The following is a 13,751-nucleotide window of genomic DNA, read 5'->3' as shown; positions in this document are numbered from 1 at the left end:
TTTGGCCTGCCGTCGATTTCGCTTTCACGGACCAGCGGCCGGACGATGTTCGCCCCGCAATTTTAGAAATATTTCAGACGGGCCCCTTATAGTAAGAAAGATAGAGAGCATGAGGGAGCTCGTTCATCTTGGCAACGATAATAAGACGATTGTCGCAGCGCAATATCGCGATAACGGTCATACTGTTCGCGCTCGCGCTTACGGGCGCGCGCATGGCGTGGATATCGCATTTCCATCAGACGGATCAACCGCGGGTCGAAGACGGGCTGCTCGATTTGCGCGGCTGGAAGTGGGACCAAAGAACGATTGCTCTCGACGGAGAGTGGGAGTTCTATCCCGGGCAATGGCTGGGGGGCGGAGAGATTCCGCAGGCGAACGGCGTGCGAATACCGGTACCCGGAGGCTGGAACGCTTATCTTCGCGGAGACGGGGAGCAGGGCGGCGAGCCGTCGTTCGGCTACGGCTCTTACCGGCTTGTCATTCGAGTCGACCCGGGAACGGAAGCGAACTTCGCCGTTCGCGTTCCGAGCGTGCGCAGCTCCTCGGCCCTGTATGCCAACGGCCGGCTGCTCGCGGGCTCCGGGTTCCCGTCGGATGACGAAGCGTCGTACGAGGCGAGGAACCTGCCTTACGGCGCCTCGTTTGCCGCGGATCGTTCCGGGTACGTCGAATTGATCGTCAGGGCGGCGAATTACAAAGACATTCGCGATGGCGGGATTATTCGTTCGATCAAGTTCGGGACGGAAGCGGCGATCGCGCGCGAGACGCAGCTGTCCGTGTCGATGCAGGAGCTGACCATCTTCGTGTTCCTGCTTCATGGCGGATACGCCCTTGTGCTGTACGTGATCGGCAACCGGGAGAGAAGGCTGCTCTATTTTTCCTTGCTCGTTTTCAGCGCGATGGTCATGGATTCGTTCGGCAGCAACGAGAAGGTGCTGCACCAGTATTTGCCGGTCGATTACGACTGGGGCTTTAAGCTTGTTCATCTGGCCATGGCCGGCACCGCCTATTCCTTGCTGATGTGCGTGTCGCACCAATGGCCGGCGTTCTGGCGCAAGGCCGCACCGTGGTTTTCCCGGCTCTGCGGGGCCGCCGCCGCAATGGCGCTCGTCTTGCCCGCGCGTTACATTTTGACGATACAAATTTTGTATGCGGCAGTCGCCGCGCTCTCCGTACTGCTCACGATTTTCTCCATGATTCGCGCGTCCGTCAAGGATGTGAAGGGGAACGTTCCGCTGCTGTTTGCCCTGGTCGCGTTCACGAGCAACTTGGCTTGGTGGGGCATCCAGATGATCATGGGCATCAGCGTCATGTATTATCCGTTCGATCTGGTCATCTCCACCTCCTGTTACGCTTCTCTGTGGTTCACCCGTTATTTTCAAGCCCATGCGGAGACGAAAAGCCTTGCCGCCAAGCTGCAAAGAGCGGACAAACAGAAGGACCGCTTCCTCGCCAATACGTCCCACGAGCTGCGCAATCCGCTGCACGGCATATTAAACATTACGCAAGGCGTGCTGGAGAGGGAGAAACACGCGCTGCAGGACAGGAGCGTCAAGGATCTGGAAGTCGTGCTGTCGGTGGGGCGCAGAATGTCGCTCCTGCTGAACGACCTGCTGTACGCGATGAGTCTGAAGGAGAACGCGCCGCGCCTGCAGTACGGCAGCTTCTCCATCCACGCCGTCGCGACGGGCGTCATCGACATGCTGCTATCGATGCGGGAGGGCGTATCGGCCAAGCTCGTGAACGATATCCCGGAGAATTTCCCCCGCGTGTACGCCGACGAGAACCGGGTCGTGCAGATCCTCTTTAACCTGCTTCACAACGCCGTCAAGTTTACGGGCGACGGAGAGGTGGCCGTTCGCGCGCGGGTCGAGGAGGGGAAAGTGTTCGTGACGGTCTCGGACACGGGGATCGGCATGGACGAGGAAACGTTGAATCGCATTTTCGAGCCGTACGAGCAGGAGAGCGTGGATCAGACGATGATCGAGGGCGGCTTCGGTCTGGGGCTCGGCATATGCAAGCAGCTGCTGGAGATGCACGGCGAGTCGCTGCAGGCCAGCTCGGTTCCGGGGCAGGGCTCGGAGTTCGTGTTCACCTTGCGCCTGGCTGCCGGCTCGATCGACGCGCAGGAGCAGGCCGGAATCGTCGGCGACGCGGAGGTCGCCTTGGCGGAGGCCGTGTCGTCGCTGGAATGCGCGGACGGGGACGAAGCGGCAGGGATGCAGGAGGGCCGGCCGTCCGCGGATCGCCCGCGAATTTTGCTGATCGACGACGATCCCGTCAACCTGAAGGTGCTGGAATCGATTCTCACGCACGAGAGCTACGACATGACGTTGGTCACAAGCGGCAGCCAGGCGCTTGACATTCTGGACAAGAAGGAATGGGATCTGATCGTCTCGGACGTCATGCTTCCCCGGATGTCCGGCTACGAGCTGACGCGCGCGATCCGCGCCCGGTATTCGATCTCGGAGCTGCCGATTCTGCTGCTGACCGCAAGAAGCCAGCCGGAGGATATTTCCCACGGATTTCAGGCGGGCGCCAACGAATACGTGACCAAGCCGGTGGAAGCGCTGGAGCTGCGCTTCCGGGTGAAGGCGCTGACCGACGTGAAGAAATCCGTCCGCGAGCGGCTGCGGATGGAATCGGCCTGGCTGCACGCCCAGATCCAGCCTCATTTTCTCTACAACACCTTGACGGCGATCCGGGCGCTGAGCGAGATCGACCTGGACCGGATGCGCAGCATGCTGGAGGCTTTCGGCAATCATCTGCGCGATAAGTTCAAGCTGCAAAATATCGACGTTCCCGTACCGATCGAGGAGGAGCTCAGCCTCGTCCGTTCCTACCTGCATATCGAACAGGAGCGCTACGAGCAGCGATTGCTCGTAACCTGGGAAATAGACGAATGCAAGCAGCTGCGAATTCCGCTGCTGACGATCCAGCCGCTCGTCGAGAACGCGATTCGCCACGGCGTCATGAAACGCTCCGACGGGGGACGGATCGCGATTCGGGTGTCCGACTTCGGCACCTTCGCGGAGATCGCCGTGGAGGACGACGGAGTTGGAATGGACGAGAATCCGCTTGAGCGCAAGGGCGAGGATTCGGACATGGGGACGGGCGTCGGCTTGATCAACACGGACCGCCGGCTGAAGCGAATGTACGGCAAGGGGCTGCGGATCCGAAGCCAGCCGGGGCGGGGCACCTCGATTTCTTTTATCGTCGATCAGCACGTTCCGTCATCCGGGAGAGCCGGAAGCAGGAGAGCCGGCGCCGGCCGGCATGCCCCGCAATGACAAGCCGGATGTGCCGCCGCGGCGACGATTCGCGAGAGCGGCGCTGTGGCGCGGCTCTTTACAGGAGATGCCCGTTTTTCTTCGGATAACGCCCGATTGGTCCTTCGTCCTTTCCTTGTTGCCCCTTGGGAAAACGTCTACAATGACGATGAGGGAAATACGTCCGGGAAGTGATGCCGTTTGAAAGCGCAACGCGTGCTTGTCGATTATTTGAAAGGAAAATGGCCTTATTACCTGCTTGCGATTCTGTTTATGGCCGCAGGCAACATCATCCAGTCCTTCTACCCGCGCATTATCGGCAGCTTTGCCGATCAATTGAAGGAGGAGCAGCTGACCTATTCGCTGATCGTCGATTACAGCCTGCTGCTGCTGGGAGTGGGCATCGCCTTCGGCGTTCTGGCCGGGATGGGACAATATATCGTCATGAGACTCGGACGCCTGTTCGAGTTTTTTACGCGCGGACGATTGTTCGACCATTTCATGACGCTGGGCGAGCATTTCTATTCCAAGAACGGCGTCGGCAAGCTGCTCAGCTACGTTATGAACGACGTAACCGCGGTGCGCGAGGCGATCGCCAGAGGCATCAACCAGTCGACCAACTCCGGCATTCTGATCTTGTCGGCGGCGGCGATGATGCTGGCCAGCGATATTCCGCTCCGATTGATCGCGATAAGCGTGCTGCCGCTGCTGGCCATTCCCTGGATCGTCAGCCGCTTCGGTCCGGTCATCCGCTCCAGGTCGTTGTCCGTGCAAGAGGCGCTGGGGAAAATGACGGAGTCCGCGGAAGAGCAGTTCGGGGGCATACGGGTGACGAAAAAGTTCGCGGCGGAGCCGATCATGGGCGCGCGCTTCGGCGCCGCGGTCGACCGGATTCACGAGAAGCAGCTTAAGCTCGTGCGCGTCTCCTCGCTGTTCCAGGCGCTTATCCCGTTTCTGGGAACGCTGTCCTTGATCATCGCGATCGTCTACGGCGGCTACTTGACGATTCATCAGCACATCTCGCTCGGCAATTTCGTCGCGCTTACGCTGTACATTCGAATGATGGTCAATCCCCTGCAGCAGATCGGCGGGGTCATCAACACGATGCAGCGGTCGCGGGCCTCCCTCGACCGGATCAACGAGCTGCTGGCCAAGGAGGGAGAAATCCAGGAGGCGGAACAGGCTTTGGCGCACGACCTGAAGCGCGCCGGAATCCGGATCCGCCATTTGACGTTCTCGTATCCCGACGCCGATATGGAGGCGCTGCACGATATTAGCCTGGATATCGCGCCCGGCTCGACCGTCGGCATTCTGGGGAAAACCGGCAGCGGCAAGACGACGCTCATGAAGCTGCTGCTGCGAATGTACGATCCGCCCGAGGGCGCGATTCGCATCGGCGGCGTCGATATCCGGCAGCTGACGCTGGAAAGCCTGCGCGACCAGATCGCTTACGTGCCGCAGGAAGGTTTTCTGTTCAGCACCACGATCAGGGACAACATCGCCTTCTATCGAAGAGACTCCGCGATGACGCGGATCGAGGAGGCCGCCAAGCAGGCGCAAATCTACGGCAACATCGTCGAGTTTCCGGAGCGCTTCGAGACGAAGCTGGGAGAGCGCGGCGTGACGCTGTCCGGAGGTCAGCGCCAGCGGACGAGTCTGGCCCGCGGGCTGATCAAGCGCGCGCCGATCATGATTCTGGACGACAGCGTCAGCGCGGTGGACGCGGTGACGGAGCAGAAGATCATCGACACGATCTCCAAGGAGCGCCAAGGCTTGACGACGATCGTGATCGCGCACCGAATCAGCGCGCTGAAGCATGCGGACGAGATCGTCGTGCTGGACGAAGGCAGAATCGTGCAGCGGGGCACTCATGCCGAGCTGATTGGCCAGCGAGGCATGTACGCCACTCTGCACGCCATTCAGGAGGAGGGAAACCGAGATGCCGAATAATTCCCCAGCCGGCAAGAAGACGGCGCTTCGTTCCCTTCTGGCTTACGGCAAGCCGCACCGCCGGCAATTTACGCTCGTGTTCTTCCTTACGCTGTTCGCGGTGGCGGCCGACTTGCTCCAGCCGTATCTGGTAAAGGTCGCGATCGACGACAACATCATGGTCGGTAAAAACGATTTCCGGATGCTGCTGATCATCTGCGGCCTGTATTTGCTGCTCTCGCTGTCGGGCTTCGTGTTCAGCTATCTGATGAACAATGTGCTGCAGTACGCTTCCCAGAGCATTATCGCCCGCATTCGCAAAGACCTGTTCCGGCACATCTCCCGGCTGTCGATGTCGTATTTCGACCGGACGTCGAGCGGGAGCCTGATTACGCACGTGTCCAGCGATACGGAATCGTTGAACCAGTTTTTCTCGCAGGTGCTGCTAAGCTTGATGCGCGACGGATTAACGCTGATCTTCATCGTCGTCGTCATGTTCCAGCTCGATGTCGAGCTGACGCTGTACTGCCTCATTCTGGTTCCGGTCATTTTTCTGATCGCCATCGCTTTTCGCCGGCATATGCGCAAGACATACCAGAGGTCCAGAACGGCGCTGTCCCGGCTCATCTCCTTTGCCGCGGAGAACTTGGCGGGGATGAGCCTGATTCAGGCGTTCCACCAGGAGAAAGAGCAGAAGAGCCGGTTCGCGGACCGCAACCGGTCGTATTTCGGCGCCAATCTCAGCGAAGTGAGCACCAACGTGTTGTTTAACCGTTCGTTCGATATTCTCGGCGGGCTCGCCGTCGCTTTCGTGACCTGGGTCGGAGGCAACGCGGTGTTTCACGGGAACGTCGAGTTCGGGGTCATGTACGCTTTCATCACTTACATTCGTCTGTTTTTCCAGCCGATCAGCACGATTACGCAGCAGTGGAACACCCTGCAGTCGGCCATGGTTTCGGCGAACCGGATTTGGAGCGTTTTCGCGGTCCAGCCGGAGGTGAAGGACGCCGTCGTTCCCGTGAACGTGGATCCGAAGACGGTGCGGGGACGAATCGATTTTCAGCGGGTTCATTTCTACTACGAGGACGGCCGGCCGGTCATTCACGACTTGAGCCTGCGCATCGAACCCGGGGAGATGATCGGCGTCGTCGGCGTCACCGGAGCCGGGAAGAGCACCTTGATCGGGCTGCTGTGCCGCTTCTACGACGTCCGCCAAGGAAGCGTCAAGATCGACGGAACGGACGTGCGCGACATTCCCCAGGCGCAGCTGCACAGGCTGATCGGGCTGGTGCAGCAGGAGCCGTACCTGTACTCGGGAAGCATCGTCGATAACGTGCGGATGTTCGACGAATCGATCTCCAGGGAAGAGGTCGAGCGCGCCTGCCGGTTCGTCGGAGCGGACGAATTGATCGGCCGCATGAGGAACGGCTACGACACCCGGCTGTCCGAGCGGGGGAGCGGCTTGTCCGCCGGGGAGCGCCAGCTGATCTCCTTCGCGCGAATTATCGTCTTCCAGCCGAAAATTCTCATCCTGGACGAAGCGACGGCCAATCTCGACTCCTATACCGAGCAGCTCGTCCAGAACGCCCTGCGCGTCGTCTCGGAGCATCGCACGACGATCGTTATCGCGCACAGGCTGTCGACGATTCTTCACGCCGACCGGATCATCGTCATGCGCGGCGGAAGGATCGTCGAGGAGGGCACGCACGCCCGGCTGCTGGAGCTGCGGGGCTATTACGAGGAACTGGTCCGCCACTCGCGGGGCAAGGCGGGAGTCGGGTAAGGCCCGCTCCGGACCAGGGGGACGCCTGGATACGTGGGAATAGAAGAAGTAGAAGAAGAAGAAGAAGCTCCGCCGACGGCGGGCTTCTTTTTTTTCGACGGCTGACCGCTTCGCAAATCATGCGCGCATTCGAGTGGCAGGCCGCCTTTAACGTTCCGGCGGACCGCTAATCGCACGAATCCGATCGGCGGATCGCCTTTAACGTTCCGGCGGACCGTTAATCGCACGAATCCGATCGACTGGCCGCCTTTAACGTTCCGGCGGACCGTTAATCGCACGAATCCGATCGACTGGCGGCCTTTAACGTTCCGGCGGGCCGTTAATCGCACGAATCCGATCGGCGGATCGCCTTTAACGTTCCAGAGGACCGTTAATCAAGCCAACCTGCCGAGGGTTCGCGAGCAAATCGTTGACGAAAGGCTCGCCGGAGAAGTAGGATACGATCAGGAAGCAAGAGCGTCAAGCCCGACATTTTGAGAGGAGATAACGCCATGGACGGAAGCAAAGCCGGTTTCGCATCGATCGACGAGTACATAGCCGACTTCCCGCCGGAGATTCGGGACAAGCTAAGCCAGATTCGGGAGGTCATTCGCGAGGCCGCCCCCGAAGCAACCGAGAAAATCAGCTACCAGATGCCGACCTTCGACCTGCACGGCAATCTGGTGCATTTCGCCGCGTTCAAAAACCATATCGGATTTTACCCGGCCCCGCGCGGAATCGAGGCGTTCAAGGAAGAGCTTGCAGCCTATAAAGGAGCCAAAGGCTCGGTGCAGTTTCCGCTCGACCGGCCGCTTCCGCTCGATCTGATCGGCCGCATCGCGAGGTTCAGGGCGGAGGAAAACAAGGAACGGGCCGCGGCCAATTCGAAGAAAAAAAGCTAGAGAGACGAATCCGTCTCTCCAGGGCGTGTATGCCAACCCGCTCAGGGGCATCTTTCACCGCCTTTTCGCCCCCTGGGCGAAAACTTCGTCACTTTTGCTTGACGTACCTCCGGTATGCCTTTACAAAAGTTCCTTGCATGGAACGAAAATTCGGCAAAATCGGCTGTTCTCGGCGTAGGCATACACGCCCTAGCTTTAAGAAAAATATGGTAGAATGGAAGTATTCCACTCGGGAAACGGAGATCGTTCACTTGCGCAAAACGATTATCTTCCTGCTCGGGATCGCAGGCATCGCGCTCTTCTATTTTACATTCGTGTCGGCGGCTCGGGTGTTTCGTTCGGATTGGCAGCTGCCGCAGCCTACGAGGGAGAAGCCGGCTCATTACCGGCTTATTCTGATTACTCAGGAGCTGGAGACGCCGTTCTGGGTCAGGGTCGGAGACGGAGCGCTCGAAGAGGCCGGGGAGCTCGGGGCGAGCATCGAGATCTGGGGAAGCTACAGCAAAAACCAGGAGGATTTCCTGAAAAAGATCGAGATCGCCATCGATTCCAAAGTAGACGGCATTATCGTTCAGGGGCTGGATACGGAAGAGTTCAGACAGCTGACGAAAGTGAAAGCCGCCTTCTACGGCATTCCGATCGTTACCGTAGCCTACGACGTGCCGATGGCGGACAGTCTGAGACGGACCTATGTCGGCTCGAATCAGCATTTGGCCGGGCAGCTGATCGCCAGACAATTGATCTCCGACATGGGGACGGCGGGGAAAGTCGTTCTTCTGGGCGACAGCCGCCGGGAATTCTACCAGCAGCAGAGGCTAAGCGGCATACTTGACGCGCTGCGGGATTATCCGGATGTCCGGACGGAATACGCGGAGACGTCGGAGGCGCGGGATCAGGTTATCGCGGCCACGAAGGACGTGATGAACCGGATGCCGGACGTGCAGGCGTTCGTCGCCGTTAACGCCAACACCGCGGCCGCGATGATCCAAGAGATCGGCAGACGTTCCCGCGTCGAACCCTATCATATTTATTCGTTCGACGACAGTCAGGAAGCGATGTCGCTGCTTCGGCAGGGCAAGCTCGACGGCATGATCGAGCAATCCCCCGAAGCGATGGGAAGGATCAGCGTAAGCCGGATGATTGAATGGCTGGGCGGCAAGACGGTTCCCCTCGATACGGAAGGCTATTTCACCGAAATCCGCATGCTGAGAGCGGTCGACGCGCGATGAGCGGCATTCAGAGGAAAATATGGACGCTGGCGGCGGTCGTTCTCTCCATCATGGCGGCAATCTGGATTGCCCTCACCTATTACAACCAGAAAACCCAAGACCGATACAACGATATTTTGCAGCGGTATTTGCGCATGAACGAGGTCACGACGGCAAGCCAGATGACGGTCACGTCGTTGAACAACTATTTGCTCGCCCCCTCGCAAGCGAATCTGACGCAGCTCGAGCAGAGCAAAGAGAAGCTTCGCAAAGCGAGAATCGACGTCATGGATTTGCGCAACGCGGGCAACGAATTCGCCCTGACCAATTACATGAACCTGATCAACAGCCTCGTCGAGACGACGGACCGCTCCTTGATGTTCCGCTCGGAGAAGGAGACGGAGGACTCCGCGACGGCGTTTGCCGAAGCGACCCGGATTTCCAAGTACATCTCCGAGATGACGCTCACGCTGCTCGACGCGGAGCTGAAGACGTACGACGGGTTTTATCGCGGCATTATCGAGCAGTCGTCGGAGCTGAAGAAGCTGGGAATCTGGCTGCTGCTGCTCATTACGTTTCTGCTATTGCTGTTTACCTACGCGTTCTCGGTCAGCATTACGAGGCCGGTGCAGAAGCTGACGCAAGCGGCCAAGGAGCTGTCCCGTGGCCGGTTCGATCTGCGGATCGAGGTGGAGTCCAACGACGAGATTTCCTTCCTCGCCAAGATGTTCGACCGCATGCGCATCAACATCAACAATCTGATCTCGGAAATTCAGCAGAAAGCCCAGCTGGAGAACGAGCTGCAGCAGAGCAAGCTGCTGCTCCAGGAAAGCCAGCTCCGCAGCCTGCAGAGCCAGATCAACCCGCATTTTCTGTTTAATACGCTGAACACGCTGTCGAAGAAAGCGTATTTGGAGGGCTCCGAGGAGACAAGCGACCTGCTGGCCAGCGTCGCGTCGCTGCTGCGCTACAATCTGAAGCGGCTCGACCGGTCGGTTACGCTGTACGACGAAGTCCGGGTGCTCGGCCAGTATATCGAAATCCAGAAGGCGCGGTTCACGGAGCGTCTGCAGTTCCACACCGACATCGACGAGACGTGCCTGTACGTGCAGCTTCCCGGACTCACGCTGCAGCCGATCGTTGAGAACGCTGTCATCTACGCGATCGAGCCGGAGGAAGAGGGCGGCGCGATCTGGTTCCGGATCTTCGACGGAGCGGAGCGGGTTACGGTAGAGATCGAGGACGACGGGCCGGGAATGACGGAGCAGCGCATCCGGCAGATTCTCGAGGAGCGTCCCGTCGATTCGGAAGGCGGCCATACGACCGGGATCGGCCTGGGCAACGTCGTCAGAAGGCTCAGGCTGTTTTACGGACGGGAGGATGTCATCGGCATCGAGAGCGGCCCGAAGCGCGGGACGAAGGTGACGATCGGCATACCGAAAACAAGGGAGAGCGGGAAGCATGATCAAGCTTCTGATCGTGGATGACGAACAGATAGAGAGAGAAGGGCTGCGGGTCATTCTGGGAAGAAGCTTTCCCGGGCTGGACATCGCCGAGGCGAAGAACGGGAGAGAGGCCGTGGGAATGGCCGGGGAGCTGCAGCCGGACGTGATTCTGATGGATATCAAAATGCCGGGGATGAACGGGCTGGAAGCGGTCGAACGGATTCGCGCGGACGATCCCGACATCAAATTCGTGATGGTCACGGCGTACGATACGTTCGAATATGCGCGATCCGCGATCAAGCTGGGCGTCAAGGATTACCTGCTTAAGCCGAGCAAGGCCGCGGAGATCGTCGCCACGGTCGGCAAGGTGCTGAAGGAGGTCGAGGAGGAGCGGCTGTCGCGGGAGGCGGACCGGCGGCAGCGGGACGCGCTGCGCAAGACGCTGCCGCTCGTCGAGACCGACGTCGTTACGCAGCTCTTGTTCGATCACGTGCACGAGGTCCATCTGGACGAGCTGGTCGGGCTGCTGGGTGCGGGAACGACAAGCGAGGCGTTCGCGATGATCGTCCAGCTGCCGGAGGGTTCGGAGAGCCTGTATTCCGTCGTCAAGGAGAAGATCAGGCAGGCGGGCAGCGGCTGGATGGGGGCGATGTACGGCCGGCAAATTCCGGTTATCACGTTCCGCGAGCCGGTCCGGTCCTTCCGTTCCCAGGCGGTCGGCATGGCCCGGGAGCTGCTGTCCGCGGCGAGAGCGGGAGCCGAAGCGGGCTGGTTCGTCGGCATCGGCGGCGTCTGCGAGTCTCTGGAGCAGATCCGCCAATCGTACCAGGAAGCGCTGATCGCTTCCATGGACCCGACGCTTCCGGTCAAATACCGCTTCTACGAGGACGTGCCCTCGCCGGGCGCCGCCCGCGACAAGCCGTTCGACAAGCAGCGGGAGCGGCTGATTTTCGACCGTATCCGTCTCGGCCAGTGGGAGCCGCTCGGGGCGGACGTGACGGAGTTCCTTCGGGGCTGCGAGAACGAGGGCGTCGATTTGCTCATGGCGCAGCAGCGCGTGCTGGAGCTGCTGTGGATCGCCGCGCGGGTCATGCTCGAGCTGGGCGTCGAGACGGATACGCCGGTCTATTCCTTCCAGGCCCGGGATTACCGGGAGCTGCGCTTCGAATCGGGGCGGCTGCTGGAGGGGATGAGGCGGGCCTATGCGGAACACCGCGAGCGGCTGGAGCCGGATGCGATCCAGCAGATCAAAAGGTACATCGTCGAGCATTCGCACGAGGACATTACGCTGGATGCCATCGGCAGACGGGCGGGCCTAAGCCCGTTCTACATCAGCAAAATATTCAAGGAGCAGCTGGGCGTCAACTATATCGATTTTCTGACCGAATGCCGCATCGACAAGGCGAAGAAGCTGATGGCCGATCCGGACAAGAGCCTGAAGGAAATCACGTTCGAGGTCGGCTACCACGATCCGAATTACTTCAGCAAGGTGTTCAAAAAAATGTGCGACATGTCGCCTACGGAATACCGCAGGACGCTGGCGGCGCGAAAGGGATAACGACCGGAAGCGCAGGCGGGAGGAAGGGGGCGCGCGGTACGAAGCGGACGGCGACAAGAGCTGTTGATCGGAAAAAGACGGACGGCCGGGGAAAAGGCAGGCGGGAAGCTCTTACGATCGGGCAGCGAATGAAAGGAAGATAGTCGAAGAGGCTTGCCGTAAGGCCGGCGGTGAAAAAGGGAGAGGATGTCGTGAGGCGGATTTACGGAATGGGGTTGGCGGTCGTGCTGGCACTGGCTTGCGTGGCTTCTGCCTGCGTGGGCGCCGGGAACGGAGGGACGGGCGAGGCATCGCCGCCTTCGTCGTCCGCGCTGCCGTCCGGCTTGGCCTCGGGAGGTGGTCTTGCCCTCGAGGACTTGGAGAACAACCGGACAATCAAAGTCGGCTTTTCCATGGATACGCTGCTGGAGGAGCGCTGGCTTCGAGACTTGAACCTGTTCAAACAGGCGGTGGAGGCGCTGGGCGCGGAGGTCAGCGTGATGGCCGCCAACGGCGACGACGCGAAGCAGATCGAGCAGGCCGAGACGCTGATCGGGCAAGGCGTCGACATTCTGGTCGTCGTCCCTCACGACGCCGAAGCGATGGCGGCCATCGTTGGCAAAGCCCATTCTTCCGGCATCAAGGTCATGTCTTACGACCGCCTGATCAAGAACGCGGACGTCGACCTGTACGTCTCCTTCGACAACGAAGAGGTCGGAGAGCTGCAGGCCCGGGCGATCACGAAGCTTGTTCCGAAAGGCAAATACGTCTATATCGGAGGAGCCGATACCGACAACAACGCCCATCTTTTCAAGAAAGGCGTGTTTAACGTGCTGCAGCGGCGGATCGACAGCGGCGACATTACCGTCGTCTACGATCAATGGACGAAGGATTGGACGCCGGTGAACGCTCTGGCCAATATGAGGGAGGCGCTGAGCGCCAACGGCAACAAGATCGACGCGGTTATCGCCGCCAACGACGCCACGGCCGGCAGCGTCATCCAGGCTCTCGCGGAGCAGGGATTGGCCGGACAAATTCCGGTCGCCGGCCAGGACGCCGAGCTCGCGGGCGTGCAGAGAATCGTCGACGGCACGCAGACGATGACCGTCTACAAGCCGATCCGCTCGCTCGCGGACAAGGCGGCCGAGCTGGCGGTCGGACTCGCCAGAGGCGAGAGGGCGGGCGCTTCCCGGAAGGTCAATAACGGGAAGACCGAGGTGCCTTCCGTGCTGCTTCCGCCGATCGCCGTCGACCGGACCAACGTCGAAGAGACGATTATCGCCGACGGCTTCCATACCCGGGAGGACGTGTTCCGGACGGGCGAGTAAGAACCGTGGGGCGACAGACGTGCTGCCGGGCGCTTTTGACGGCCTGTCGGGATTGGATCCGATGTTCTACAGAATCGGTTATCGCCCCACACAAATCGCCATATTCGGGTCCGATGTTCTACAGAATCGGTTATCGCCCCACACAAACCGCCACTTTCGGGTCCGATGTTCTACAGAATCGGTTATCGCCCCACACAAACCGCCACTTTCGGGTCCGATGTTCTAAAGAATCGGCTATCGCCCCACACAAATCGCTATTTCGGTGCCCGATGTTCTACAGAATCGGTTATCGCCCCACACAAACCGCCACTTTCGGGTCCGATGTTCTACAGAATCGGTTATCTCCCCACACAAACCGCCACTTTCGGGTC

General features: G+C 59.9%; 8 protein-coding genes. All 8 read left to right on the top strand.

Features of this window, described 5'->3' with window-relative positions:
* Positions 1–128 precede the first annotated feature (128 nt).
* Positions 129–3,290 carry a hybrid sensor histidine kinase/response regulator gene (locus ACFFT4_RS10670; RefSeq protein ID WP_378047463.1) on the top strand — a complete coding sequence of 1,054 codons (3,162 nt, stop codon included), beginning with the start codon at positions 129–131 and terminating at the stop codon, positions 3,288–3,290.
* Positions 3,291–3,470: 180 nt separating this feature from the next.
* On the top strand, positions 3,471–5,219 hold the full coding sequence (locus ACFFT4_RS10665; RefSeq protein WP_378047461.1) for an ABC transporter ATP-binding protein: 1,749 nt from the start codon (positions 3,471–3,473) through the stop codon (positions 5,217–5,219).
* Positions 5,209–6,981 carry an ABC transporter ATP-binding protein gene (locus ACFFT4_RS10660; RefSeq protein WP_378047459.1) on the top strand — a complete coding sequence of 591 codons (1,773 nt, stop codon included), beginning with the start codon at positions 5,209–5,211 and terminating at the stop codon, positions 6,979–6,981. The genes ACFFT4_RS10665 and ACFFT4_RS10660 overlap by 11 nt, the downstream gene beginning before the upstream one ends.
* A 491-nt stretch (positions 6,982–7,472) precedes the next feature.
* Positions 7,473–7,862, top strand: coding sequence for an iron chaperone (locus tag ACFFT4_RS10655; protein ID WP_378047458.1), 390 nt, complete (start codon positions 7,473–7,475; stop codon positions 7,860–7,862).
* Positions 7,863–8,113: 251 nt separating this feature from the next.
* The gene (locus ACFFT4_RS10650; RefSeq protein WP_378047456.1) at positions 8,114–9,091 is read left to right on the top strand and encodes a sugar ABC transporter substrate-binding protein; all 978 of its coding nucleotides are present in this window, start codon (positions 8,114–8,116) and stop codon (positions 9,089–9,091) included.
* Entirely contained in the window at positions 9,088–10,557 is a 1,470-nt protein-coding gene (locus ACFFT4_RS10645; RefSeq protein WP_378047454.1) for a sensor histidine kinase, read from the top strand. Before ACFFT4_RS10650 ends, ACFFT4_RS10645 begins: the two co-directional genes overlap by 4 nt.
* A complete protein-coding gene (locus tag ACFFT4_RS10640) occupies positions 10,532–12,073 on the top strand; it encodes a response regulator (protein ID WP_378047453.1) in 1,542 nt (513 codons plus the stop codon). Before ACFFT4_RS10645 ends, ACFFT4_RS10640 begins: the two co-directional genes overlap by 26 nt.
* A 209-nt stretch (positions 12,074–12,282) precedes the next feature.
* Complete coding sequence (gene xylF / locus ACFFT4_RS10635; protein ID WP_378047543.1) at positions 12,283–13,380, top strand: D-xylose ABC transporter substrate-binding protein; 1,098 nt, start codon at positions 12,283–12,285, stop codon at positions 13,378–13,380.
* The last annotated feature ends 371 nt before the right edge of the window (positions 13,381–13,751 follow it).

This window comes from Cohnella cellulosilytica (assembly GCF_042431195.1).
Taxonomy (GTDB): domain Bacteria; phylum Bacillota; class Bacilli; order Paenibacillales; family Paenibacillaceae; genus Cohnella; species Cohnella cellulosilytica.
This window is presented reverse-complemented; position numbering and strand designations above follow the sequence as displayed.

Bases quoted from the DNA above. Each gene is read 5' to 3' on its own strand.
- ACFFT4_RS10660 (WP_378047459.1), top strand. From the start codon at position 5,209: ATGCCGAATAATTCCCCAGCCGGCAAGAAGACGGCGCTTCGTTCCCTT.
- ACFFT4_RS10655 (WP_378047458.1), top strand. From the start codon at position 7,473: ATGGACGGAAGCAAAGCCGGTTTCGCATCGATCGACGAGTACATAGCC.
- ACFFT4_RS10645 (WP_378047454.1), top strand. From the start codon at position 9,088: ATGAGCGGCATTCAGAGGAAAATATGGACGCTGGCGGCGGTCGTTCTC.
- ACFFT4_RS10640 (WP_378047453.1), top strand. From the start codon at position 10,532: ATGATCAAGCTTCTGATCGTGGATGACGAACAGATAGAGAGAGAAGGG.
- xylF (WP_378047543.1), top strand. From the start codon at position 12,283: ATGGGGTTGGCGGTCGTGCTGGCACTGGCTTGCGTGGCTTCTGCCTGC.